This window comes from Nocardioides daphniae, assembly GCF_004777465.1.
GTDB lineage: Bacteria > Actinomycetota > Actinomycetes > Propionibacteriales > Nocardioidaceae > Nocardioides > Nocardioides daphniae.
This window is the reverse complement of record NZ_CP038462.1, coordinates 1,041,017-1,064,414: the sequence shown is the minus strand read 5'-3', so window position 1 is coordinate 1,064,414 and position 23,398 is coordinate 1,041,017. Positions and strand designations below refer to the sequence as shown.

Here is a 23,398-nt window from a genome sequence, read left to right as displayed (position 1 = left end):
ACACCTCGTCGACGAGGCTGGGCCCCGCCGGCCGAAGCCTGCTCAGCGCGATCGGCACCACCACGGCCAGGGCGACGAGGACGTACACGAAGATCGCCAGCCCCTCGTTGAAGAGGCCGCTGATGTCACCCCGGAGACGTCGAGCGCCTCGCGCAGCTTCACCTCCATCAGCGGCCCGAGGATGACGCCGAGGATCAACGGCAGCACGGGGATCCCGAACCGGCGGATCGCGAATCCCAGCGCCCCGAAGACCAGCAGCAGAGCCAGGTCGAACGGGTCGCGGTTGACGCTGTAGGCACCGAGCGAGGCGAAGAAGAGGATGCCGGCGTACAGCTGCGGCCGCGGCACCCGGAGCAGCTTGGCCCAGACCGGGGCGAGCGGCAGGTTGATCACCAGCAGCAGGGTGTTGCCGATCAGCAGGCTCGCCAGCAGTGTCCAGATCAGGTCGGACTGGTCGGTCATCAGGGTCGGCCCGGCCACGATCCCGTACTTCTGCATCGCCGCGAGCAGGATCGACGCGGTGGCCGTCACCGGCAGGCCGAGGGCGAGCAGCGGCACGAACATCCCGGCGGCGCTCGCGTTGTTGGCGGCCTCCGGGCCCGCGACGCCCTCGATGGCTCCGTGGCCGAACTCGTTGCCACGCCCCTTGCGGCCGGCGAGCTTGCGCTCAGTGATGTACGACAGGAAGGTCGGCGTCTCCGCGCCGCCCGCGGGCAGCGCGCCGAACGGGAAGCCCAGCGCCGTGCCACGCAGCCACGGGGCCCACGACCGCTGCCAGTCCTCGCGCCCCAGGAACGGACGGCCCACCGGCAGTACGTCGAGTGGTCGCCGCCGCAGGTGGGCGGCAGTCCACAGCGCCTCGCCGATGGCGAAGACGCCCACGGCGACCACGACGATGTCGATGCCGTCGGCCAGCTCGAGCGACCCGCCGGTGAGCCGCGCCTGGCCGGTCGACTGGTCGAGCCCCACCAGGCCGATGGTGAGGCCGATGAAGAGCCCGATGAAGCCGCGCAGCTTCGAGGCGCCCAGCACGCTGCTGACCAGCACCATCGACAGCAGCATGATCGCGAAGTAGGTGGGTGCGCCGATCTTCACGGCCTGCTCGGCCAGGGTCGGCATGAAGAAGGCGACCAGCAGGGTGCCGATGGTGCCGGCGATGAAGGAGCCCACCGCGGCGGTCGCCAGCGCCTGCGCCGCGCGGCCGCGCTTGGCCATCTTGTTGCCCTCGATCGCCGTCATCACCGAGGCGCTCTCGCCGGGGGTGTTGAGCAGGATCGAGGTGGTCGAGCCGCCGTACATGCCGCCGTAGTAGATGCCAGCGAACATGATCAGCGCCTGGGTGACGTCGAGGCCGTAGGTCACCGGGAGCAGCAGGGCCAAGGCCATCGCCGGGCCGATGCCGGGCAGGACGCCGACGAAGGTGCCCAGCAGCACGCCGATGGCGGCGAAGGCGAGGTTCTGCCAGGTGAAGGCGTCGGCGAAGCCGCCGAGCAGGAGGTCGAGGGTCTCCATCACAGGATCCCGTCGAGGATGCCGGGCGTGAGCTGCACGCCGAGCCCGGAGTAGAAGAAGTACCAGCTGCCCACCGAGAGCACGACGCCGACCGCGATGTCACGTACGAGGGTGCGGCTGCCGAGGGCCCAGGCGGCGCCGGCGAAGAGGAAGGCACCGGTGATCGCCCAGCCCAGCACGTTGACCAGCACCAGGTTGAGCACGCAGATGGCGACCAGCTTGGCGACGGTGAGCCAGTCCGGCGGGGTGGTCAGGTCGACGTCCTCCCCCTCCTCGGCCTGCGGCACGTCACCGCGGGAGGTCGCGATCGCGAGCAGCACGGCGAGCAGCACCAGGCCCGTGCCGATGACGTACGGGAAGACCCGTGGCCCGATCGGGTCGCCGAAGCCGACGTTGAGGCCGCGCGCGTCGAGGACCGTGTAGACGCCGACCACGGCGAGGACGAGCGCCAGCAGGTACTGCGCCCTGTCGTGGGACCGGACGGGCCCGGTGTCGGGGGTGTGGCCGGGGACGGGGCCCGGCAGGTCGGTCGCGCTCACAGCAGCCCCAGCTCGTCGAGGGTGTCAGCCACCCGGGTGTCCTGCTCGGTGAGGAAGGTGCCGAAGTCGTCGCCGGTGCGGAAGTCGTCGGTCCAGCCGTTCTTCTCGACCTCCTCCTTCCAGCCGGGGCTGGCGTGCATCTCCTCGAAGTAGGCGATCAAAGCCTCGGTGCGGGCCTCGCTGATGTCCGGCGGCGCCAGGACGCCGCGCCAGTTGAGGAAGACGAGGTCGACGCCCTGCTCGGTCAGCGTCGGGACCTCGGCGAGCTGGCCCGACGGGTAGCGCTCCTCCCCCGAGACGCCGAGCACCCGCAGGTCGCCGCTGCGGATCGAGCCCTCGAACTCGGCCAGGCCGGAGAAGCCGACCTCGATCTTCTTGCCGAGCAACGCGCTGGTGAGCGGACCGCCGCCGTCGTAGACCACGTAGTTGACGTCGTTGGCGTCGATGCCCACGGTGGCGGCCAGCTGCATCGGGAAGAGGTGGTCCGGGCCGCCCGGCGAGGAACCGCCACCGATCGCGATCTCCCCCGGGTCGGTCTTCCACGCCTTGACCAGGTCGTCGAGGTCCTCGAAGGGCGAGTCGGCCGGCACCAGGATGCCCTCCGGCTCGCTCATCAGCTGGGCGATCGGGGTGGCGTCGGTGACCCCGAACTCGCTGCCGAAGGAGTAGGTCGAGCCCACCACGCCCAGGCCGACGGTCATCAGCGTGTGCTCGTCGCCGGCCCGCCCGATGAGCGAGGTCATCGCCACCGCTCCCCCGGCGCCCACCACGTTGTCGACCGTGATGTCGCCGCCGGTGATCTCCTCGGCGTCCATCACCGCGACGGCTGCGCGCCCGGTGAGGTCGTAGCCGCCCCCCGGGCTGTTGGGGATGATCATCAGCAGGTCGCGGCTGTCGTCGCCGCGGGTCACCCCGCAGGCCGCGAGGGTGGAGGCGACGACGACCGCGAGGATCGCCGCCCTGGTCCTTGGACGGCCCGAGAGTGGCATCTCCTCATCTTGTCCCGCGTGCCGAGCGGTGTCGACCCTTGTCCGCCACGTACGACTTGATCCGATGAGGTCACGAAACTTGGTCAGTGACAGCGTCAATCGATGAGGCTCTCCCGACCAGACGGGCCAGCCGCGGCAGCGAGGTCGCTAGACTCCGCCCCGGGTCACCAGGCCGGGTCAGCGCGCACGCGCGGGAGCTCCCGACGTTCGCACCGGCTGCGTCCCGTTGCCTCCGTAGCTCAGCTGGATAGAGCAGCGGCCTTCTAATCCGCTGGTCGCAGGTTCGAATCCTGCCGGGGGCGCCCTTGAGTGGAGGATTTCAGTCACCTGGTGACTGGAATCCTCCACCGAAGCAGTCGTCAGCGACAATCTCCGCGTGGACACCGTGCGCTCGATGACCCTCTTCGCCCTGGCCGCCCTCGCCGAGATCGGCGGTGCCTGGCTGGTGTGGCAGGGCGTGCGCGAGCACCGCGGCTGGCTGTGGATCGGCGCCGGCGTCATCGCGCTCGGCATCTACGGCTTCGTCGCGACCCTCCAGCCCGACGCCCACTTCGGGCGCATCCTGGCGGCGTACGGCGGGGTCTTCGTCGCAGGCTCCCTGCTGTGGGGCATGGCCGTCGACGGCTTCAAGCCCGACCGGTACGACGTGACGGGCGCGCTGATCTGCCTGGTCGGCGTCGCGGTGATCATGTACGCCCCGCGCACGGCCTGACCCGAATCCCCCATTTTGGCACTTCATACTCGAACTGGTGTTCGATAGAGTCGCCGTAGGTTCTCACTCATGACACCGCGGCCATCGAGTCGGCGGAGACGGTGGGGCCAGTTGCGAGGGTGACGTGATAGCTCGGGTTCCGGGCCTCCAGGAGCGACGACCGTCCAGAGCCATGCCGTGCATGGCGTCGTCGTCCCAGGAGGTGTGCCGTGCATCCGGTGAACGCGGTCGCGGAGGCGATCAGTGCGTCGCTGAAGTCGGTGTGCGACGTGAACCCGACGTTCATGAGCGCCGATGAGAAGGCCGGTGCGCTGCTGTCGCTGCTGGAGGTCGAGTCGCGCACTGCCGAGCTGCGGCTACGGGTGATGGCCGCCGCGGGCGACGCCGCCGAAGGTGAGGGATTCCGGTCGATCGCGACCTGGCTGGCCCACCACGGGCACGTACGCCGCGGCGACGCCGCCGCCGACCTGCGGCTGGCCGAGGCGTTGGACCGGGAGCGGCCGACGTTGGCGGCGGGCGTGCGCGAGGGACGGGTGAGCATCGCCCAGGCCCGGGTGATCGCGGCCGCGGTCGAGGAGCTCCCGGCCCGGGTCGGGTTGGACGTGATCGAGGCCGCCGAGACCAAGCTCGTCGAGCTCGCCGCCGACCACGACCCCAGCGACCTGGCCAAGCTCGGCCGCCGGATCCTCGAGCTCGTCGACCCCGACCGGTTCGAGGAGGAAGAAGCCCGCCGGCTGGCCGATGCCGAGAGACGGGCCAGCGAGCGGCAGCGCCTACGGATCCGCGCCCTGGGCGACGGCACCACCCGGATCACCGCAGTCGTGCCCGACGCCACCGCGGCCCGGCTCGGGACCTACCTTCACGCGTTCAGCAACCCGCGACTGGCCGACGGCGCGGTGCGCAGCACCGTCGACGACGCCGACGCTGACAAGCCAACTGCATTCGGTCAGCGGATCACCCAGCCCCGCAAGATGGCCGAGGCGTTCACCCAGCTCCTCGAGACCCTCGACCCCACGCGCCTCCCAATCCACGGCGGCGACGCCACCCACGTCATGGTCACCCTCCCCTTCGAGACGTTGAAGCAGGAGCTCGGGGTGGCCACCATCGACAACACCACCCCCGGCGACGGGTTCGACACCATCACCGCCGCCCAGGCCCGACGCCTGGCCTGCACCGCCCAGATCATCCCCGCCGTCCTCGGCACCGACGGCGAAGTCCTCGACGTCGGCCGCGCCGCCCGGCTCTTCACCAAGGCCCAACGCCGCGCCCTGGCCCTGCGCGACGGCACCTGCCGCGCCGAAGGCTGCACGATCCCCGGCACCTGGTCCGAGGCCCACCACCTCGTCCCCTGGTCCCACGGCGGCGCCACCGACCTCGACAACGCTGCCTTGCTGTGCAGCCGGCATCACCACCGCGCCCACGACGCGGCCTACGACCTCGCCACACTCGCCAACGGCGACCTGAGATTCCACCGGCGGAGGTAGAGAGATGCTCAACAGGGCGCCGCGGAGGCGCAGCAGACGAGTCGGCTCAGAGGTGGCGGATCACCTTCGCCGGGTTGCCCACGGCGAGTACGCCCGCAGGCAGGTCCTTGGCGACCACCGAGCCCGCGCCGACCACGGTGTCCGCACCGATCGTGACGCCCGGGCAGACGATGACGCCGCCACCGAGCCAGACGTTGTCGCCGATGGTGATCGGCGCGCCGCCCTCCCACTTCTGGCGGCGCTGCTCGGCGTCGAGCGGGTGCAGCGGGGTGAGCAGCTGGACGTTCGGACCGATCTGGACGTCGGCGCCGATCCGGATCTCGGCGACGTCAAGCGCGACCAGCCCGAAGTTCACGAAGGTGCGGTCGCCGAGGGAGATGCGGGTGCCGAGGTCGACGTGCACGGGGCTGCGCACCTCGACGTCCTCCCCCACCTGGCCGAAGAGCTCCTCCAGGAGGGCGCGCCTGGCCTCGGCGTCCGTCGGGCTCGCCGCGTTGTACGCCACGGCCGCCCGCTGGCCTCGGTCGGTCAGCTCCTGCACCGTGCTGTCAGCGACGTAGGGCTGCCCGGCGAGCATGCGGTCACGCATCGTCGGGATCAGGGGCGCAGCGGAATCGGTCGAGTCAAAGAAGCCAGCCATGGGCGTCAGTCTGCCCGCTCGGCGAGGAAGGCCGAGGTCCAGGCGTCGATCTCGGCACGCAGCTCACTCTTCAGGTGCTCCGTGGCGAAGGACGCGTCCACCGCCGCGACAGCGAGGTCGGCGACTCCCCGCTCGTCGAGGTCCAACATGTCGGCCGCCACCTCGTACTCGGTGTTGAGGTCGGTGTCGAACATCGGCGGGTCGTCGGAGTTGATGGAGACCACGACGCCGGCGTCGCGGAAGGTGCGCAACGGGTGGGCGTCCAGCGAGTCGACGGCTCGGGTCGCCACGTTGGAGGTCGGGCAGACCTCGAGCGGGATCCGGTGCTCAGCCAGGTACTCCAGCAGCACCGGGTCCTGGGCAGCCGTGGTGCCGTGGCCAATCCGCTCCGCCCCCAGCAGCCGGATCGCGTCCCAGACCGTCTCCGGGCCAGTGGTCTCCCCCGCGTGCGGCACGGAGCGGAGCCCGGCGGCCCGGGCGGCGTCGAAGTGACGCTGGAACTGCGGCCTCGGGACGCCGATCTCCGGACCGCCGAGGCCGAAGCCGACCAGGGCCGACGGCGGGTACTCGAGCGCGAAGAGGAGCGTCTCGTCGGCCGCTGGGACGCCCGACTCCCCCGGGATGTCGTAGATCCACCGCAGGACGACGCCGAAGTCGCGCTCGGCGGCGACCCGAGCCTCCTCGATCGCGTCGGTGTAGGCCTCGATCGGCATTCCTCGCCGCGCCTCGTGCGGCAGCACCGACGTGTAGGGCGTGCAGGTCAGCTCGGCGTAGCGCACCTTCTGGCGCGCCAGGTCACGTGCGACCTCGTAGGTCAGCAACCGGATGTCCTCCGGCTCCTTCAGCAGGTCGACGACGGCCAGGTAGACCTCGATGAAGTGGGCGAAGTCGCGGAACTCGTAGAACTTGCGCAGCTCGTCGGGGTCGCTGGGCACCGTGCCGGGGTGGCGCTCGGCCAACTCCTGGACGATCCGCTGCGACGCAGACCCGACGTGGTGGACGTGCAGCTCGGCCTTGGGCAGGCCCGCGACGAACTCGGAGAGCCGTCCGGGCGTACGGGCGGGGATGCTCATCCGCCGAGTGTGCCACCCGGCCAGCGACCCTCGAAAGGCGCCGACCGGGTGGCCAGACCCGGTTCCGTGGTCAGCGGAAGTCTGTCAGCGGAAGTAGAGCGAGACCGCCAGTGGAACGACCGCCACGAGCAGCCACACCGTCAACGGCGAGACCTGGTGGAGCAGGCGTACGCCGACGATCGCCAGGGCGGTGACGATCATCGAGATGACGGTCAGCACCCAGAAGGCGTCGGCCCGGTCGAGCGTGACGGCGAGGATCAGCAGGCCCGCGACGAAGTGGAGGGCGGTGGTGAGGACCAGCGCGGTGATGACCCACCGCTGCACCTTGACGACGTGCATCAGCTGGCGTCCTTCTCCGCGTCACCCTCACCTGCGTCACCCTCACCCGCGCCGGCGTCACCCTCGGGCTGGGCCGGTCCGGCCGCCTGGGCGAGCTGCTGGATCTGGTTGAGAGCGTCCTGGGGCTCCACCTGGTTGCCGTTGATGAAGATGGTCGGCGTGCCACGCAGGCCGCGGCGCTCCGACTCCTGCGTCGCCTCCTTGACCCAGCGCTCGAACTTCATGCCCTCGATGTCGTCGCGGATCTCGGACTCCTTGGCGCCCGACTCCACGGCGAGGTCGATGAGCCAGTCGTCGTCGGGCTTGGAGCCCGACTCCGAGGGCTGCTCGGCGAAGAGGGCGGCCTGGAACTCCAGGGCCACCTCGGCGCCGGCGGTGTCGAGCACGACGGCGAAGGCGTTGGCGGCGCGCTCGGAGTAGTCGCCGAACTGGTCGAGGATGACGACAGGGTTGTAGGTGACGTGGGCAGCGCCGGCCTCGGCCAGCTGCGTCAGCGGCGCCTCCGCCGCGGCCTCGAAGCTCTTGCAGGCGGGGCACAGGAAGTCGGCGAAGATCTCGATCTGGGCGCCGGCGTCGGCCTCACCCATCGAGACGCCGTACTTGTCGGTGGCGTTGTCCGGGACGGCGACGGGGCCGGAGTTGCGCATGACCTGCCAGGTCACGACGCCGGCCACGAGCAGCACGACGGCGGCGACGATGCCGCCGACCATCAGGCGCTCCTTGCGCTGGCGCGCCTTCTTCTCGGCCAGTGCGGCAGCGGCCTGGCGCGCGGCCTTCTCGCGACGCGCCTCCCGCTTGGCCGCGGTCGCGGCCCGCTCATCGGACCGGGTGCCCGGCGCGTTCTTCTTCGGCGGGTTCTTCGCCATCGTCGTTCCTTTCAGGTCCCCGCTCGGACGAGCGGAAGAGCATGTTGTCCAGCGCCCACCGCGTACGCGGACGCCACACCAGCCACACCGAGAGCAGCATCAGCCCCAGGTCGCGGGCGATCTCCAGCGGGTACTCCGCCGAGGCGCCCTCCTTCTCGCCTCCCCCGCCGAAGCAGCCGCAGTCGATCTCGATCCCACGGACCCAGACCGACGCGATGCCGGCGACGAAGACGGCGAAGAGGATCGCCGAGGCCACGCTGCTGGTGCGTGTCAGCAGGCCCAGGATCAGCAGCAGACCGATCGCGACCTCCACCACCGGCAGCAGGTAGCCGACCGCGGGGACGAGCGCCTCGGGGAGCACCTCGTACGCCCGCACGGCGCTGATGCTCTCGTAGGGGTCGGGCAGCTTGATCGCCCCGGCCACGAGCCACACGCCGCCGGTCGCCAGACGGGCGACGAGACCGATCCAGGGAAACGCTCCCTGCCAGACGCGTGGAGGCTGCACGTCCACACCCTAGGTCAGCGCCCACAGCGCGAGCGGCAGCCCCGTGCCGACGGTCGAGGCCCACGACCCCTCGGATGTCGGCGATCACTAGTAGGGTCGTGGCCCGTGAATGACCGACTGGTGTGGATCGACTGCGAGATGACCGGCCTCGACCTCGAGAAGGATGCCCTGATCGAGGTGGCCGCCCTGGTGACCGACTTCGAGCTCAACGTGCTCGGCGAGGGGGTCGACGTCATCATCAAGCCCCCGGCGGAGTCACTCGAGACGATGATCGACTTCGTCCGCGACATGCACCAGAAGTCCGGCCTGCTCGAGGAGCTCGACGGCGGCGTCACCATGGAGGAGGCCGAGGCCCAGGTCCTCGCCTACATCCGCGAGCACTGCCCCGAGGGCAGCCGTCCCCCGCTGGCCGGCAACACGATCGGCACCGACCGCGCCTTCCTGGCCCGCGACATGGCCGGGCTCGAGGGCTTCCTGCACTACCGCAACATCGACGTCTCCTCCATCAAGGAGCTCTCCAAGCGCTGGTTCCCCCGCGCCTACTTCCAGGCGCCGGAGAAGCGCGGCAACCACCGCGCTCTCGCCGACATCCAGGAGAGCATCGAGGAGCTGCGCTACTACCGCGAGGCCGTCTTCGTGACGCCGCCCGGCCCCGACTCGAGCACGGCCAAGGAGATCGCGGCCAGGCACGCGGGCTCCGTCACCGGCCTGCAGGGCGGTGCCAGCACCCCCGATTCCACACCGGGCGCCTGAGTCCTCTATGCTTCCTCACGACTTGTCCAGCAAGTCGCCATGGTGGGTGTAGCTCAGCTGGTAGAGCACCGCGTTGTGGTCGCGGTTGTCGCGGGTTCGAGCCCCGTCACTCACCCCAGTCAGCAAGGAACCCCCGGTCGAAGACCGGGGGTTCCTTCGCGTCCGGGGGCCGGCACGGGCGGCGTGCCCCCGTCGTACGCCCTCGCGTGCGGCCGTCAGCGCCGGCGTACGGCGCCCGCGGTCTCCTGCTCCAACGGCGGCCCGCCTGCCTGCTCGAGGACCGACAACGTCCCCTCCAGCGGCAGCCGGATCCGGAAGGTCGACCCGACGTCGACCTGGGAGTCGACCTCGATGCTACCTCCGTGCGACTGCACCAGGGCGCGGGCGATGGCCAGGCCGAGGCCGCTTCCCTGGATGGCGCGCTCGCGGGCGGAGGTGGCTCGGAAGAACCGGTCGAAGAGCTGGTCCTGCTCCTCCTCGGGGATGCCGATGCCGGTGTCGGTGACGGCGACGACCGCGTCGTCCCCGTCGACCTCCAGGCGCACGGTCACCGAGCCGAAGCGGTCGGTGAACTTCGCCGCGTTGCCGACCAGGTTGACCACGACACGGCCGAGGCGCTCGGCGTCGCCGACCACGGCGACGGGCTCCTCGGGCACCTCCACGGTGAAGTCGAGCCCGGCAGCCTCCAGCGCGGGCAGCATCTCGTGGCCGGCGGTGGAGACCACGTCGCGCAGGTCGAGCCGGGTGGTCTCCACGGCCAGGTAGCCGTCCTGGATGCGCGAGAGCGTCAGCAGGTCGTCGATCAGCGAGAGCAGGCGGTTGCTGTTGCCCTTGACCCGGCCGAGGGCCTGCACCTGGGCCCCGGAGAGCGGGCCGAAGCCGCCGTCCTCGAGCATCTCCAGGTAGCCCAGGATCGAGGTGATCGGGGTGCGCAGCTCGTGGCTGACGCCTGAGACGAGGGCGTCCTTGACCTGGTCGACCTCCTTGAGGTTCTCCACGGCCAGCCGCTCGTGGGCCAGGGCCTCCTCCAGCGCCTGCTGGCGCTTGACCCGGCTGGTGACGTCCTCGCCGGTGCTGACGTAGCCCAGCACCTTGCCATCGGAGCTGTAGATCCGTGACATCGAGAACTGCAGCGTGACGACCGAGCCGTCCTTGCGGAGGAAGTCGACGTCGAGGCTCTCGACCGCACCGCTCGCCAGCTCGTACGCCACGTCCACGAAGGTCGGCCGGGTGCTGAGCAGGGTCGCGACGCGCTCGGTCTCCTCGTGGGTGAGGAAGACGCTCGGCATCAGACCGAGGACCTCCTCGGAGGTGTAGCCGAAGATCGTCTCCGCGCCCGGGTTGAAGAGGTCGATGTGCCCGTGGGCGTCGGTGCCGATGATCGCCACGCCGGTCGCGCTCTGGACCAGCTGGCGCACCCGCGCCTGCTCCTGGCGCGACTGCCACGACTCGCGCCGCTGGACGCCGACGGCCAGGGAGAACGGGATGGTGGTGAGGCCACAGGCCAGCACCCAGACCGCGTACATCACCGTGATCATCTCGGCCTCGAGCACCGTGCCGTCAGGGTCGACGGCGAACGGACCGAGCCCCTGCATGGTCATGGCGTGGCTGGTGGTGGCGACGACCAGGAACTGCACGAGGGTCTCGCGCATCGGTGCCCGCAGTGCCGCCCACCCCAGGAACGGGATCACGCCGAAGGCCAGCGACGGCCCCAGGTCGAGCGGCAGGAAGGCGATGACGGTGAAGGAGACCGTGCAGATCCACTGGACGACGCGCTCGGCGAGCGGCGCGACCCCGGGGTAGCGCGGTCGGCCCAGGAAGTGCGGGAGCAGCACCACGTAGGTGCCCAGGTGGGCCACACCGACGCCGAGTGCGGCGACCCACCACTGGGTGTTGCCGAGCACGCTCGCCAGGGCGCCGGTGATGCCGGCGGCCACCAGCGACCCCAGGAAGGTCTGCCCGATGAAGCGACGCAGGTCGTCCTCGGTCAGCAGCGCGGCCCGTCGCTCCGGGCCGCGGGTGATCCCGTGGGCCACGATCGCCGACCCCACGACGGCGGCGCCGGCCCAGCCGAGGGCGACCAGCGGGTCCCGGTCGAGGACGAGGTAGATGCCTGCGGAGACCGCCCAGGCGCAGACGAAGAAGAGCGCGTGCAGCCGCCGCGGCACGAAGAGCCAGGCGCCGGCGAGCAACCCGGCAGGGAACGCCTCGGTCACGACCAACGGCTCCGGCTGGACGCCGACCAGGTAGAACGAGACCACGACCGTGAAGATCGCGAGCAGGGCAAACGAGGTGCGAGGGTGTGTGGTCATCCGGGCCCCTCCTGCCTGTGCCACTCCCATTACCCCCCGGACACTAGACGCGTGTCACACCTAAAGTCAGCGTTTCGTCGCTCAACTCGCCACGGTTGCTCTACCTTGACCGAGTGACGAAGCACATGGCCCGAAATGACTATGACGCAATTGTCGTCGGGGGCGGACACAACGCCCTGGTCAGCGCCTCATACTTGGCCCGCGCCGGGCTGACCGTGCTCGTGCTCGAGCGGCTCGACCGCCTCGGTGGCGCCGCCGTGTCGACGCGGCCCTTCGCCGGGCTCCCCGCCCGCCTGTCGCGCTACTCCTACCTGGTGAGCCTGCTCCCGGACGAGATCATGCGCGACCTCTCGCTGGACGTCACCCTCTCGTCACGACGTACGTCCTCCTTCACCCCGCACCTGCACACCGGGCCCCGGGCGGGCTGCTCGTCGAGCGCCCGGAGGGGGCCGCGACCCAGGCGTCCTTCCGCACGCTGACGGGCAGCGACGACGAGTACGCCGCCTGGCAGCAGTTCTACGCCGACGTCGCCGAGCTGACCGCCGTGGTCGCTCCGACCCTCACCCAGCCCCTCCCCCGCGAGCGCGACGTGGCGGCGGCGGTCGCCCCGTCGATCTGGCAGGACCTGGTCGCCCAGCCACTGGGCCGCACCATCACCGAACGGTTCGCCGACGACACGGTGCGCGGCATCGTCGCCACCGACGGGCTGATCGGCACCTTCGTGTCGATGGACGACGCCTCGCTGGCCCAGAACCGCTGCTTCCTCTACCACCTGATGGGCAACGGCACCGGCGAGTGGCGGGTGCCGGTCGGCGGCATGGGTGCAGTCACCGACGCACTCGCGAAGGCCGCCGCCCTCGCCGGCGCGACCCTGGTCACCGGAGCCGAGGTCACGTCGGTCTCCACCGGCGCGCACGGCGCCGAGGTCCGGTGGCGCACCGCCGAGGGCGAGCAGGGCGCGACCGCCCGCCACGTGCTCTCCGGCGTCGCCCCGTGGACGATGGCGGGGCTGCTCGGCGACGAGGCCACCCGTCCCGCGAAGCCGGCCGGCTCGCAGCTCAAGCTCAACCTGCTGCTCGAGCGGCTGCCGATGCTGCGCTCGGGCGTCGACCCCAGGGTCGCCTTCTCGGGCACCATGCACCTGTCGGAGGGCTGGTGCGACCTGCAGCTCGCGTACGAGGAGGCGCTCGCCGGCGAGGTCCCGCAGCGTCCGCCCGGGGAGGTCTACTGCCACTCCCTCACCGACCCCTCGATCCTCGAGGACCTGGCGCCGATGGGCGTGCACACGCTCACCTACTTCGGGCTGCACATGCCCGAGGAACTCTTCACCGGCCCGGACGGCGAGGCCAACCGGGTGACCGCCGTGCAGCGCGCGATCGCCAGCATCGACGAGCACCTGACCGGCTCGATCCTCGACTGCGTGGCACTCGACGCCGACGACAAGCTCTGCCTGGAGGCGAAGTTTCCGCACGACGTGGAGGCCGAGCTCGCGATGCCGGGCGGGCACATCTTCCACGGCGACCTGGACTGGCCGTGGGCGCCCAACCGGGCCAAGCTCGAGACGCCCGCGGAGCGCTGGGGCGTGGCCACGCCGTACGACGCGGTGCTGATGTGCGGCTCGGGGGCGCGCCGCGGCGGAGCCGTCTCCGGACTGGGCGGGCACAACGCTGCGCAGGCGGTCCTGGAGGCTCGCTGAGGACCGCACCCGAGTCGCGGGCCCCCGATTTTGGCGGCCCCTGACCCCGGTGCTACTGTTCTTCTCGTTGCGAGGGGAGACCCGATGCAGCGGGCGCCATTAGCTCAATTGGCAGAGCAGCTGACTCTTAATCAGCGGGTTCGCGGTTCGAGTCCGTGATGGCGTACAGACGAAGGCCCCGACCGGTTCCGGTCGGGGCCTTCTGCGTTGCCCGGCCGGCCCGCCTCCTGCCCCCAGGCCCGAACTCCCTTGGCTGGCGAGGTCCCACTGGCTACGCTGGACGCACCCTCGCACGCGGGGGCACGGGCGCCATTAGCTCAATTGGCAGAGCAGCTGACTCTTAATCAGCGGGTTCGGGGTTCGAGTCCCTGATGGCGTACGGACGAGAAGGGCGGGAGGTCATCGACCTCCCGCCCTTCTGCTGTGTCAGCCCTGGTGTGCGTCAGCCCAGGAGTGTGTCAGCCCCGGTCAGCGGACGTTCACCACCTTCACCGTGGAGGTGCTCGCCTTGTAGCTGCCGGCACCGACGTAGGTGGCGACGATGCGGAGCTTGCCCTTGCGGTTCGGCGCCACGAAGGTGAGCGTCGCGGTGCCGTTGGCCTTGACGGTGACCGTGCGGGTCGCCTTCTTGGCGCCCTTCACGACGACCTTGACCTTGCCGGTGAGCTTCTCCTCACCTGCGGCGCCGGTGACGGCCACGCGGATGACGTACTTCTTGCCCTTGCCGACCTTCTTCGGGCCGGCGACCTTGGTGGCGGTGACGCCCTTGCCCAGGACGAACTCGACCGGGATGGACTGCGACGCCGAGGTGACCGCGCTGCCGCCGAACTTCGCGACCAGCGAGTGGGCGCCGGCCTTGAAGCCCTTGACCGTCAGGGTCGCCTGGCCGGAGGCCACAGCAGCCGTGCCGAGCGACTTCTTGCCGTCGAGGAACTCGACGGTGCCGGCGGTGTCACCACCGGCGACGGTGGCGGTGAGCGTCACCTTCTGCCCCAGCTTCGGGGTCGTGGGGTTGACCGCCAGCGTGGTGGTGCTGGCGTCACGGACGTTGACGACCGCCTCGGCGGTGCGTCGGGTGCCCGCAGCGACGGCGCTCACGGCGACCTCGCCACGCTCGGCGTCGGCCGGGACCGCGACGGTGGCGCTCGCCACGCCCGTGCCGTCGGCGACGACGGTGGTGGGCTCGAACCCGTCGACGGTGACGGTGACGGCCTCACCGGCACGGTTGCCGGCCAGACCCACGGTCAGGTCGGCACCCGGGGCGACCTCGTCGGCGACGTCGAGGACGCCACCGGCACGGACGGCCTCGAGCTCGGCGCACGGGTCGCCCGCCTTGCCGAACGGTGCGACCTCGACGGCGGAGCCGGTGACTCCGTCGTCCTCACGGACCTGGGTGAAGCCGATGGCCTCGACGCCCATCACCGCGTTGCGGGTGTTGATGACGCTGTAGGTCACCTGGGTGGTGGCGGTGGCGCTGGCCGCACGGTCACCCTGCAGGGCGACGCTCACGACCTTGCAGGTCTCGCCGGGGGCGAAGGTGACCTTCTGGGTGGCGATGCCCGCCCGCCCGGTCGTGGAGCCCAGGACCGAGACGTCGCCGACGACGGCGCTCGGCGCGGGGGCGTCGAGGTGGACGGCGAGCTCGTAGGAGTCGGGAGCGTTGCCCTCCTCGACGTTCGGGGCGTACACGCCGATGACCGGCATGGGCTTCGAGTCGGCGGTGCCGACCGACGAGGACTCGAGGGCCAGGTCGGAGAGGTAGGCGGCGCCCGGCTCGGCGTCCACGGCCTTGAAGCGGACCTCGCGCAGGTCGGAGACGTCGAGACCGGCGGCAGCCAGGTCGGCGACCTCCACGTTGACCTGCTGGAGCACGACCTTCTTGAGGGTGTTGATCCCGGCCGACGACGAGGAGGCCGGCAGGCGGGTCAGAGCGAAGGGGTTGAGCTCGCTGACGAGGGCGTCGTACCGCTCCCCCTCGCCGTCGATGACGCTCAGCGTCAGGTCGGTCGCGGTGGCGACGGTCTCGTCAGCGGCCATCTTGACGGAGAGGCGGTCGAACGCCGAGGCGTCACGCTGGCCCTTGGCCACGCCCACCCGGACCTCGCCGGCCTGGGTGGTCCAGGTCATCCGGGTCACCGGGGTGGCCGGGACGTTGCCGCCGTTGGTGGCGGGGGTCCAGTGCGGGACCTGCGAGCTGGCCAGGGTGGTGGCGCAGGCGGGCAGCTCGGTGCCGGCCGTACGTCCGCCGAGGCTCGCGCAGACGGTGGTGCTGGCCTGAGCGGTCTGGGTCACCCGGGTGCTGGCGTTCTCGAACGAGGCGACCGTGCTGCGCGCCGACGAGGGAGCGGTGGCGACGGTGCGGACGTCCGCGCCCTTCGCGCTCTGCGGGAGCACGCCGGTGCCGTCGAACATCGGGAGGAAGGTCTTCTCGCCGCCCATGGTGAGGCGGAACCACGCGGTCATGTAGTCGCTGCCGAGGGCGTACTGGTCGGCGGCGCTGATCCGGATCGAGGTCGAGGCGACCGATGGGTCGGTGCCACAGGTCGGGTCGGTACGACGCGCGGCGGAGTTGCTCCAGTCGTCGGAGACGCTGTAGCGGTACAGGCCCGGCGTCCACGCGGTGTTGTAGAAGTTGTGGTTCGTGCCCATCATCCAGGTGGCGGAGCGGAGCACGTCGTCACCGAACGCGTAGCGGGAGTCGTCCAGCATGTGCTGGCCCTGCTGGTTGGAGACGTCGCCGTCGCAGTAGGGCAGCACCACGTTCATCGGCACGTTCGGCACGGTCATGCGACCGAAGTCGACCGGGGCGAGCGGCAGGATCGAGGTGATCTCCCACGGCTTGTCGAGGCTCTGGTTGAGGGTGGCGGCGGCGGTGACGCCCTCACCACCACGCGAGTGGCCCATCATGCCGATGTTGGAGAAGTCGAAGCGGCCCTCGAAGTCGGCGGCACGCACGGCGTCGAGGTCCGGCGCACCGGTGATGAAGCCCTCGCGGCGCAGCTCGTACGACCGTGCCCCCTCGGTGAGCGCGGCGTCGAGGTCGAGCGTGTCACCGGTCCATGTGTCGGTGAAGGAGACGGCCTCGCCGGCGTTGGCCTTGCGCAGCATCTCGAGGGTGTCGAGCATCAGCTGGCCGCGGGCGACCGCACCGCGGTCGGCGGCGAGCTGGTTGTCGTTGGAGTTGATGGCGTTGGCCGAGACCGAGACGACGGCGTAGCCGTGGCTGGCCAGGGCTTGGGCCAGGTTGTCGTAGCCCGCGTAGCTGGGGATGGACATCCGCAGCTCGTTGTCGGGCGCGGTGGCGCAGGGCCAGCGGTTGTTGTGCGTCGGGCCCGTGCCGTAGCAGGACGTGTGACGCCCGTGCAGCAGCATCACCACGGGGCGGGCGCCGCCGGTCCTGGGCAGGTAGACCTTGCCCTCGAGCTCGCCGCGGACGCCGCGATGTTGGCCAGGTCGATGGCCTCGTCGCCGAACTTGTAGATCGACTCGGTCCACGCGAAGGAACCGTGCTCGTCGGGGTCGACGCCGAGCGCCTTGATGCTGGCGGCGTCAGGCACCTCGACCACGGTGCTGTCGGGGGACGTGGCGTCGAAGGACTGGCTGGCCCAGCCCGCCTCGACCTCGTCGGCCTCCAGCACCGAGGGATCGGTGGTGAAGACGCTCAGGCTGGAGCCGTCCTCGGACTCGGTGGCGAGACCGAGGGTGGTCCCGTCCACGACCAGTGTGGGGGCGTCGGAGCGCATCGGCAGGGGCTTGTCCAGGTCGACGGTGACCTGGTAGCCGCCGGGCGCGGCGGTGACGGACCAGCCGTCGCCGCTGGGGGCGGCGTTGGCGGCGGGCAGGGCCGCCAACAGGGGGACGGCCAGGAGCGCGGCAGTACTCAGCGAGAACGCGAGCCTGCCTCGGGCACGGGTGATCACGGGGGTCCTCCTTCTCCACCTGCGGTGCCGCCGGTCAAGGACGGCTGGGGGGGGAGCCGCAGGTGGGGGTCAGACGCTACGAACCGTCCGTTTCATTGATGTTTCACCAACTGCTTGTTAGACGCGGGTGCCGGTTAACGGCTTGTAACAGGGTCAAGACGTTCTCGCGCGCGTCCTGTCCCACGGGCACGGACGAGCAACTCGTCCATTCCTCGGGCGTGGCGAGGTCAACCCTGTGACAATGGCGCAGCGACATCTCACGTGGGGAGGACCTGGATGTCCCGAGCAGGAAAGGGCCTGCTGCTGCTGTTCGCCTGCACCCTGCTGGGAGCGTTCGCGGACGCTTCCGCGGCCCCGGGGGGTGCCGGCATGGGCCTGTACCCGTTGGGACTGGTCGCCGTGGCCCTGCTGATGGTCCAGGGGACGGCTCGCCTCGCCCTGGCCGCCGTCGCCGTCGTGGCGACCTCGGTGAGCCTGTGGCAGTTCGGCGTCCCTCCCCCTCGCGCTGACCTTCGGCCTCTCCGGCGTGGCTGCCGCGCTGGCCGCCCTGCGGGTGCTGCGCGAGTCGCAGGGCGAGCTGCGCATGCGGACGGAGTTCGACCTGCTCCGCGTCGTCGTCGCGGCCAACCTCGGCGGCCTCATCGTCGCGGTGCCCATCGGACTGGTGGGTGCCCTGAGCGGGGTCGACGAGGTCGCCGCCCTCATCGCCGGCTCCTTCGTCGACATGACGGCCTCCCTGATCCTCTGGCTGCCCCTGGCCATGCGCGGGCGCGACGCCCCCTCGTTGGCCACCTGGCCGGAGCGTGCGGCCCAGTGGACGCTGCTGGTGACCGCGACGCTGACGATCTTCGCGACCTCGTTCACGACCGAGTTCCCGTACGTCGTCCTGGTGCTGCTGATGTGGGCCGGCCTGCGCCTGTCGCTGCTGGAGACGCTGCTCCAGCTCATCGTGGTGCGCCTGGTCATCACCCACTTCACCGCCATGGGCAAGGGCCCGTACGTCGGCGCCACGCACGACCGCAACCTCCCGGACGACCTGCAGATGGTCTACGTGCAGATCTTCCTGATCACCTGCTCGGTGGCGGTCGTCGCGCTCAACATCAGCAGCGCCCGCGCCCGCGCCGAGAGCCGTCGCGAGGCGTTGGCCAAGGCCGACCAGGTCGCGGAGCGGAAGCTCAACACCGTCTTCGAGGCGCTCGAGGCCGAGCGCAGCGCGCTGGAGGAGATGCGCGAGGTCGACCGGGTCAAGGACGCCTTCGTCTCGACGGTCAGCCACGAGCTGCGCACGCCGATCACCAACATCATCGGCTACACCGAGATGCTCGAGGACGGTGACTTCGGGCGCCTCTCCCCCGACCAGAGCGAGGCCACCGTGCGCATCGGCGACAACGGTCGACGCCTCCTCTCCCTGATCGACGACCTCCTCGACCTCTCCCGGCTCCGGGCCGAGAAGATGGAGATCGCCCAGAACCCCGTCGACCTGGTCGCGGTGGTGCGGGCCGGCGAGCAGGCCATCCTGCCGCGCCTGCGCTCGGCCGAGGTCAGCCTGGAGATGGACCTCCCGCCCTACCCGGTCACGGTGACCGGCGAGGCGGAGAAGCTCGAACGGGTCCTGGTCAACCTGATGTCCAACGCCGTGAAGTTCACGCCGCCGCTGGGTCGGGTCGCGGTCCGCCTCACTCAGGAGGGGACCTGGGCGATCATCGAGGTCTCCGACACCGGCTACGGCATCCCCGAGGAAGACCTGGACCGGCTCTTCTCGCAGTTCTTCCGCTCCTCCGTCTCCCAGGAGAAGCACATCCAGGGCACCGGCCTGGGCCTGTCGATCGTGCGCTCCATCGTGGAGAGCCACGGCGGCCAGGTCGAGGTCGCCTCACGGGTCAACGTCGGGACGACGTTCCGCGTCTACCTGCCCACCTGAACCGGCTCGGCAGGGATCGGCTCGGCAGGGACCGGCCAGGGCGCCTCAGAGGTAGAGGCCGGTCGAGCCGCCCTCGAGGCGCTCGGAGGCCACCGCGTGCACGTCACGCTCGCGCATGACGACGTACACCTCGCCGTGCACCTCGACCTCGGCCTTGTCCTCGGCGTCGAAGAGGACGCGGTCGCCCACCTGGACGGCGCGCGCCTGCGGGCCGACGGCGACGACCTTCGACCAGCTGAGGCGCCGGGCGCCGAGCGCAGCCGTCGCCGGGATCACGATCCCGCCGGACGAACGACGCTCACCTGCCTCCTCGTCCGCCTGGACGAGGAGTCGGTCGTGCAACATCTTGATCGGGGCCTTGAAGCCCCCGGAGGCGAGGGAAGGGTCAGTCACGAGCGATCTTGCGGATCACCGCGAAGAGCACGACGAACCCCGCCACGCCCGCGGCGGCCTTGAGGATGTTGTCGGTGCGCGGGGCACCGGTGTCCAGGTCGACGAAGTGCGACTTGAGCGTGGTGACCTCTCGGCTGACGATGGTCTTCGGGTGGGCCCGGTAGAGAAGCTGGTCCAAGGTGTCGGCCAGGCGCTCGCGAGTCTGCTCGATCTCCCGCTCAAGGGCGGCAACGTCATTGGTCACCCCGGCAGGTTACCAACCGGTCGGTGGCGGCGACAGGGCAGGCAGCAGGGGCGAGCACGCCCTCCACCGGAGCGGTAGCCTCCCCTCGTGCCCGGCCGGACCGGCCGCCGCCCCTGCGACCCCAGGAGACCTCCGTGAGCAACCGCCTCGCCGCCGGCGACACCGCCCCCGCCTTCACCCTCACCTCGGACACCGGCGAGCAGGTCTCGCTGTCCGACTTCGCGGGCCGCCGCGTCATCGTCTACTTCTACCCGGCCGCCATGACACCGGGCTGCACGAAGCAGGCCTGCGACTTCACCGACTCGCTCGACTCCCTCAAGGCCGCCGGCTACGAGGTCGTCGGCATCTCCCCCGACAAGCCCGAGAAGCTCGCCAAGTTCCGTGAGCGCGACGGCCTCACCATCACCCTGCTCTCCGACCCGACGAAGGAGACGCTGACCGCCTACGGCGCCTTCGGCGAGAAGAAGCTACGGCAAGGTCGTCGAGGGCGTGATCCGCTCGACCGTGGTCGTCGACCCCGAGGGCAAGGTCGAGGTCGCGCAGTACAACGTCAAGGCCACCGGCCACGTCGCCAAGCTGCGTCGGGACCTCGCGCTCGACTGACGGCCCGTGCCCCGGGCGTACGCAGGTCAGGTCAGGTCGCGGCGCAGCGTCGTGACCCGCCCGAGCAGGGCGAAGAGCGCTGCGTAGGCCAGCAGCACCAGTCCGCCGGCCCACTGCGGCAGCAGGTCGGCAGCGCCGATGGCGGTGTAGATGCTGGCACCGACCAGCGCCTCGGCGGCTGCGCCCGGGAGGTAGAGCGAGATCGCCGAGGTGACGTCACCGCCCGCAGCCAGGGCGAGTCGCAGGATCGGCTCGATGAGCTGGGTGAACGCCAGGATCATCACGATCGAGGCGACCTGGTTGGTGACCAGCGCGCCGAAGCCGACACCGACCATGCCCCACAGCCAGAGTGCCAGCACGGTCAGCCCGAACGTCTGCCACACCTCGGCGGAGCCGAGGAGCGGGTCGGTGCCGGTGGCGGCGAACGCAAGCACGGCCCCCAGCGCGACGCCGACGACGCTGCAGGCGCCGATCAGGGCGCCGAAGCCACCCTGCACGACCACCTTACTGACCAGCAGGCGCGTGCGGCTGGGGTCGGCCACCAGGCTGGAGGTCAGGGTGCGGTGGCGGATCTCGCCGGTGATCGCCAGCGCCCCGAGGACCAGCGGGAAGACGTAGCCCATGGCCGCCGGGAGCGAGTAGACGGACTTCACCAGCGCGACCGGGTCCATCGCGTCGCCGCCAAGGCCGCCCTCCTCGACGGGCACCGACGCGGCGAAGCCCATCAGCGCACCCATGAAGCCGAGGTAGAGGAACGCACCCCCGGCGAGGATCCACCACAGCGAGGTCGAGGTCGACTTGCGCAGCTCCGAGGTCAGCGACGCCTTCCAGGCACTCATGCCGCCACCTCCGCACCGGCCGTGCCGGCTGCCCCGCGGGCGACCAGCTCCAGGAAGGTCTCCTCGAGGTTCGCGCCCACGTCGGTGAGCTCGTGGACGACCTGACCGGCGGCGAACGCGGCGGAGCCGACCTCGGCGGCGCGGGCACCGCGTACGCGGAGGTGGTCGCCGTGGCGGTCGACGCTCCAGCCGTGCTGCTGGGCTGCACTGGCCAGGGCGGCGAGGTCGGGGCCGGCCAGGCGCACGTGCGAGTCGGCCAGGTGGACCATCTCCGCCAGGCTGGAGGCGTGGACGAGCCGGCCCTCGGCGATGACGACGACGTCGTCGACGGTGGCCTGCACCTCGGCCAGCACGTGGGAGGAGACCAGGACGGTGCGTCCCTCGCTCGCCAGGAAGCGGAGCAGATCGCGCAGCCAGATGATGCCGGCGGGGTCGAGGCCGTTGGCCGGCTCGTCGAGCACCAGCACGCCGGGGTCGGCCAGCAGCGTGGTGGCCAGCGCCAGGCGCTGGCGCATGCCGAGGCTGAAGCCACCGACCTTGCGCTCGGCCGCGGCGCTCAGCCCGACCTGGGCGAGCACCTCGTCGACGCGGGCGTCACCGACCCCGACGTGGGGCGACAACGTACGCAGGTGGGCGCGCGCCGTGCGGCCGGGGTGGAAGCTCGCCTCGAGCGAGGCGCCGACCACGCGGCCCGGGTGCGGGTGGTCGGCGTACGCACGTCCCCCGACGAGCGCGGTGCCGGCGTCGGGCGTGACGAGGCCGAGCAGCATGCGCAGTGTCGTGGTCTTGCCCGAGCCATTGGGGCCGAGGAAGCCGGTGACGCGGCCAGGAGCCACGTCGAAGCTGAGGTCCTGGACAGCCTGCACTCCCCCGAACGACTTGGTGAGGCCACGGAACTCGATCGACATCCCTGTGCGGGACTGAGTGGCTGGCATACCTAGACTTTCTCCTCAGGCCGGAGTGGTGGAATTGGCAGACACGCAGGATTTAGGTTCCTGTGCTCCAGGGCGTGGGGGTTCGAGTCCCCCCTTCGGCACCGGGACGTCGGTCCCCGCGCGGGCCGACACTGTCGCACACGCCGCCGTCCGGCATGTCCGAGGGGTGGCCGCCCCTTCCCGAAGTGACCCACGTCACCCTAGGGTGCGTCGCCATGGACTCAGCGCTCACGACCATCGGTCTGCCCATCGCCCTCGGCATCATCATGTTCGGGCTCGGGCTCGACCTCACCGTGAACGACTTCAAGCGGGTCGGCAAGCAGCCGCGGGCCGCCGTGATCGCGCTGGCCTGCCAGCTGGTGCTGCTCCCCGCCCTCTGCTTCGGGCTCGTCGTGGCGCTCGACCTGCCCGCGCTGCTCGGCATCGGACTGATGCTGCTGGCGGCCTCACCCGGCGGCACCACCGCAGCGCTCTTCAGCCACCTCTACCGCGGCGACGTCGCCCTCAACATCACCCTGACCGCGGTCAACTCCCTGATCGCGATCGTGACCCTGCCGCTGATCACCGGCTTCGCCATCAGCTGGTACGGCCGCCAGGACGACGTGCACATGCCGCTGGGCGAGATCCTCAACGTCTTCGCCCTGATCCTCGTCCCGGTGGGCATCGGCATGCTGGTCAAGGCGCGCAAGCCCGGCTTCGCCGAGCGGATGGACAAGCCGGTGCGCATCGCCTCGGCACTCATCCTGGTGGTGCTGATCCTCGGCGTGATCCTGGCCGAGCGCGCGAACATCGGCGACTACCTGGCCCAGATCGGCCTCGCCGCCGCGCTCTTCTGCGCGGCCAGCCTGGCCGTGGGCTACTTCGTCCCGAAGTCGCTCGGGGTGCCCGGGCCGCAGGCGATCTCGTCGTCGATGGAGATCGGCGTGCACAACTCGACGCTCGCGATCTTCGTCGCCGTCGAGGTGCTCGACAACACCGAGATCTCGGTGCCGGCGGCCGTCTACTCGATCATCATGTTCATCTTCGCCGCCGCCTGGGGTCGCTTCGTCTCGCGTCGCGAGTCGACGCAGCCGCAGGCAACGGCGACTGCCGGGGTCTGAGTCGCACCCCGGCAGCCGGCCGT

The 23,398-nt window shown here is 70.8% G+C and carries 22 protein-coding genes, 5 tRNA genes and 1 pseudogene; 13 read left to right on the top strand and 15 right to left on the bottom strand.

Annotated features, from left to right (window positions below):
• Positions 1-42 precede the first annotated feature (42 nt).
• Genes E2C04_RS05280 through E2C04_RS05270 form a run of 3 tightly spaced genes read right to left on the bottom strand, consistent with a single transcriptional unit; the run spans position 43 to position 3,040 of the window.
• Complete coding sequence (locus E2C04_RS05280; protein ID WP_238694428.1) at positions 43-1,512, bottom strand: tripartite tricarboxylate transporter permease; 1,470 nt, start codon at positions 1,510-1,512, stop codon at positions 43-45.
• The gene (locus E2C04_RS05275) at positions 1,512-2,051 is read right to left on the bottom strand and encodes a tripartite tricarboxylate transporter TctB family protein (RefSeq protein ID WP_229721465.1); all 540 of its coding nucleotides are present in this window, start codon (positions 2,049-2,051) and stop codon (positions 1,512-1,514) included. The genes E2C04_RS05280 and E2C04_RS05275 overlap by 1 nt, the downstream gene beginning before the upstream one ends.
• Entirely contained in the window at positions 2,048-3,040 is a 993-nt protein-coding gene (locus E2C04_RS05270) for a Bug family tripartite tricarboxylate transporter substrate binding protein (protein WP_135831826.1), read from the bottom strand. The genes E2C04_RS05275 and E2C04_RS05270 overlap by 4 nt, the downstream gene beginning before the upstream one ends.
• 228 nt (positions 3,041-3,268) lie before the next feature.
• Here E2C04_RS05270 and E2C04_RS05265 point away from each other — a divergent pair.
• The 3 genes from E2C04_RS05265 to E2C04_RS05255 all read left to right on the top strand — a co-directional run bounded on the left by E2C04_RS05265 (position 3,269) and on the right by E2C04_RS05255 (position 5,236).
• Positions 3,269-3,342, top strand: a tRNA-Arg gene (locus E2C04_RS05265).
• Positions 3,343-3,416: 74 nt separating this feature from the next.
• Positions 3,417-3,752, top strand: coding sequence for a YnfA family protein (locus E2C04_RS05260; RefSeq protein ID WP_135831825.1), 336 nt, complete (start codon positions 3,417-3,419; stop codon positions 3,750-3,752).
• 209 nt (positions 3,753-3,961) lie between these two features.
• Complete coding sequence (locus E2C04_RS05255) at positions 3,962-5,236, top strand: HNH endonuclease signature motif containing protein (RefSeq protein ID WP_229721464.1); 1,275 nt, start codon at positions 3,962-3,964, stop codon at positions 5,234-5,236.
• A gap of 46 nt (positions 5,237-5,282) precedes the next feature.
• Here E2C04_RS05255 and E2C04_RS05250 read toward each other — a convergent pair whose 3' ends face one another.
• From E2C04_RS05250 to E2C04_RS05230, 5 genes are all read right to left on the bottom strand, one after another.
• Complete coding sequence (locus tag E2C04_RS05250) at positions 5,283-5,876, bottom strand: sugar O-acetyltransferase (RefSeq protein ID WP_188421279.1); 594 nt, start codon at positions 5,874-5,876, stop codon at positions 5,283-5,285.
• A gap of 5 nt (positions 5,877-5,881) precedes the next feature.
• Positions 5,882-6,949 (bottom strand): adenosine deaminase, encoded by a 1,068-nt coding sequence (locus E2C04_RS05245; protein WP_135831824.1) that lies wholly within the window; start codon positions 6,947-6,949, stop codon positions 5,882-5,884.
• 84 nt (positions 6,950-7,033) lie between these two features.
• The gene (locus E2C04_RS05240) at positions 7,034-7,288 is read right to left on the bottom strand and encodes a hypothetical protein (RefSeq protein WP_135831823.1); all 255 of its coding nucleotides are present in this window, start codon (positions 7,286-7,288) and stop codon (positions 7,034-7,036) included.
• Positions 7,288-8,154, bottom strand: a complete 867-nt coding sequence (locus E2C04_RS05235; RefSeq protein WP_135831822.1) for a DsbA family protein — start codon at positions 8,152-8,154, stop codon at positions 7,288-7,290. The genes E2C04_RS05240 and E2C04_RS05235 overlap by 1 nt, the downstream gene beginning before the upstream one ends.
• Entirely contained in the window at positions 8,105-8,659 is a 555-nt protein-coding gene (locus tag E2C04_RS05230; RefSeq protein ID WP_135831821.1) for a MauE/DoxX family redox-associated membrane protein, read from the bottom strand. Before E2C04_RS05230 ends, E2C04_RS05235 begins: the two co-directional genes overlap by 50 nt.
• Positions 8,660-8,764: 105 nt before the next feature.
• Here E2C04_RS05230 and orn point away from each other — a divergent pair, with 105 nt between their 5' ends.
• Complete coding sequence (orn, locus tag E2C04_RS05225) at positions 8,765-9,412, top strand: oligoribonuclease (protein ID WP_135831820.1); 648 nt, start codon at positions 8,765-8,767, stop codon at positions 9,410-9,412.
• A gap of 42 nt (positions 9,413-9,454) precedes the next feature.
• A tRNA-His gene (locus tag E2C04_RS05220) sits at positions 9,455-9,530 on the top strand.
• Positions 9,531-9,627: 97 nt separating this feature from the next.
• Here the strand turns inward: E2C04_RS05220 and E2C04_RS05215 are convergent.
• Entirely contained in the window at positions 9,628-11,724 is a 2,097-nt protein-coding gene (locus E2C04_RS05215) for an ATP-binding protein (RefSeq protein WP_158630612.1), read from the bottom strand.
• Positions 11,725-11,837: 113 nt separating this feature from the next.
• On the opposite strand from E2C04_RS05215, the gene E2C04_RS21245 reads away from it, so the two are divergent.
• The 4 genes from E2C04_RS21245 (at position 11,838) to E2C04_RS05200 (ending at position 13,799) form a co-directional block, all read left to right on the top strand.
• On the top strand, positions 11,838-12,203 hold the full coding sequence (locus E2C04_RS21245; RefSeq protein ID WP_338088807.1) for an NAD(P)-binding protein: 366 nt from the start codon (positions 11,838-11,840) through the stop codon (positions 12,201-12,203).
• Between the two features lie 65 nt (positions 12,204-12,268).
• Positions 12,269-13,420, top strand: a complete 1,152-nt coding sequence (locus E2C04_RS05210; protein WP_338088806.1) for a phytoene desaturase family protein — start codon at positions 12,269-12,271, stop codon at positions 13,418-13,420.
• A 93-nt stretch (positions 13,421-13,513) separates the two neighbouring features.
• Positions 13,514-13,586: transfer RNA gene (locus E2C04_RS05205), tRNA-Lys, on the top strand.
• A 140-nt stretch (positions 13,587-13,726) separates the two neighbouring features.
• A tRNA-Lys gene (locus tag E2C04_RS05200) sits at positions 13,727-13,799 on the top strand.
• A gap of 89 nt (positions 13,800-13,888) precedes the next feature.
• Here the strand turns inward: E2C04_RS05200 and E2C04_RS19290 are convergent.
• Positions 13,889-14,839 carry an Ig-like domain-containing protein gene (locus E2C04_RS19290; protein ID WP_238694490.1) on the bottom strand — a complete coding sequence of 317 codons (951 nt, stop codon included), beginning with the start codon at positions 14,837-14,839 and terminating at the stop codon, positions 13,889-13,891.
• Positions 14,840-16,791: 1,952 nt separating this feature from the next.
• Entirely contained in the window at positions 16,792-17,340 is a 549-nt protein-coding gene (locus tag E2C04_RS19285; protein WP_135831817.1) for a hypothetical protein, read from the bottom strand.
• Between the two features lie 526 nt (positions 17,341-17,866).
• Here E2C04_RS19285 and E2C04_RS05185 point away from each other — a divergent pair.
• A complete protein-coding gene (locus E2C04_RS05185) occupies positions 17,867-19,261 on the top strand; it encodes a sensor histidine kinase (RefSeq protein ID WP_135831816.1) in 1,395 nt (464 codons plus the stop codon).
• A 45-nt stretch (positions 19,262-19,306) separates the two neighbouring features.
• On the opposite strand, the gene E2C04_RS05180 is transcribed toward E2C04_RS05185, so the two are convergent.
• Positions 19,307-19,606, bottom strand: a complete 300-nt coding sequence (locus E2C04_RS05180; protein WP_135833668.1) for a GroES family chaperonin — start codon at positions 19,604-19,606, stop codon at positions 19,307-19,309.
• A 40-nt stretch (positions 19,607-19,646) separates the two neighbouring features.
• Positions 19,647-19,898, bottom strand: coding sequence for a DUF3618 domain-containing protein (locus E2C04_RS05175; RefSeq protein ID WP_135831815.1), 252 nt, complete (start codon positions 19,896-19,898; stop codon positions 19,647-19,649).
• Between the two features lie 134 nt (positions 19,899-20,032).
• Between E2C04_RS05175 and bcp the strand changes: the two are divergent.
• Positions 20,033-20,501, top strand: a pseudogene (bcp, locus tag E2C04_RS05170) (thioredoxin-dependent thiol peroxidase).
• Between the two features lie 26 nt (positions 20,502-20,527).
• On the opposite strand, the gene E2C04_RS05165 reads toward bcp, so the two are convergent.
• Entirely contained in the window at positions 20,528-21,340 is an 813-nt protein-coding gene (locus E2C04_RS05165; RefSeq protein WP_135831814.1) for an ABC transporter permease, read from the bottom strand.
• On the bottom strand, positions 21,337-22,248 hold the full coding sequence (locus E2C04_RS05160; protein ID WP_238694427.1) for an ATP-binding cassette domain-containing protein: 912 nt from the start codon (positions 22,246-22,248) through the stop codon (positions 21,337-21,339). The genes E2C04_RS05165 and E2C04_RS05160 overlap by 4 nt, the downstream gene beginning before the upstream one ends.
• Before the next feature lie 46 nt (positions 22,249-22,294).
• Between E2C04_RS05160 and E2C04_RS05155 the strand changes: the two genes are divergently transcribed.
• Together E2C04_RS05155 and E2C04_RS05150 are read left to right on the top strand one after the other, a co-directional pair.
• Positions 22,295-22,376: transfer RNA gene (locus E2C04_RS05155), tRNA-Leu, on the top strand.
• A 114-nt stretch (positions 22,377-22,490) separates the two neighbouring features.
• Positions 22,491-23,375, top strand: a complete 885-nt coding sequence (locus tag E2C04_RS05150; protein WP_135831812.1) for a bile acid:sodium symporter family protein — start codon at positions 22,491-22,493, stop codon at positions 23,373-23,375.
• Positions 23,376-23,398: the final 23 nt, after the last annotated feature.

What these genes read in the sequence shown, in the direction of transcription:
- E2C04_RS05215 (WP_158630612.1), bottom strand. Translation starts at nt 11,724, where the DNA reads ATGACCACACACCCTCGCACCTCGTTTGCCCTGCTCGCGATCTTCACG.
- E2C04_RS19290 (WP_238694490.1), bottom strand. Translation starts at nt 14,839, where the DNA reads ATGGGCGTCGAGGCCATCGGCTTCACCCAGGTCCGTGAGGACGACGGA.
- E2C04_RS05180 (WP_135833668.1), bottom strand. Translation starts at nt 19,606, where the DNA reads ATGTTGCACGACCGACTCCTCGTCCAGGCGGACGAGGAGGCAGGTGAG.
- E2C04_RS05250 (WP_188421279.1), bottom strand. Translation starts at nt 5,876, where the DNA reads ATGGCTGGCTTCTTTGACTCGACCGATTCCGCTGCGCCCCTGATCCCG.
- E2C04_RS05235 (WP_135831822.1), bottom strand. Translation starts at nt 8,154, where the DNA reads ATGGCGAAGAACCCGCCGAAGAAGAACGCGCCGGGCACCCGGTCCGAT.
- E2C04_RS05165 (WP_135831814.1), bottom strand. Translation starts at nt 21,340, where the DNA reads ATGAGTGCCTGGAAGGCGTCGCTGACCTCGGAGCTGCGCAAGTCGACC.
- E2C04_RS05240 (WP_135831823.1), bottom strand. Translation starts at nt 7,288, where the DNA reads ATGCACGTCGTCAAGGTGCAGCGGTGGGTCATCACCGCGCTGGTCCTC.
- E2C04_RS05160 (WP_238694427.1), bottom strand. Translation starts at nt 22,248, where the DNA reads ATGTCGATCGAGTTCCGTGGCCTCACCAAGTCGTTCGGGGGAGTGCAG.
- E2C04_RS05245 (WP_135831824.1), bottom strand. Translation starts at nt 6,949, where the DNA reads ATGAGCATCCCCGCCCGTACGCCCGGACGGCTCTCCGAGTTCGTCGCG.
- E2C04_RS05150 (WP_135831812.1), top strand. Translation starts at nt 22,491, where the DNA reads ATGGACTCAGCGCTCACGACCATCGGTCTGCCCATCGCCCTCGGCATC.
- E2C04_RS05280 (WP_238694428.1), bottom strand. Translation starts at nt 1,512, where the DNA reads ATGGAGACCCTCGACCTCCTGCTCGGCGGCTTCGCCGACGCCTTCACC.
- E2C04_RS05270 (WP_135831826.1), bottom strand. Translation starts at nt 3,040, where the DNA reads ATGCCACTCTCGGGCCGTCCAAGGACCAGGGCGGCGATCCTCGCGGTC.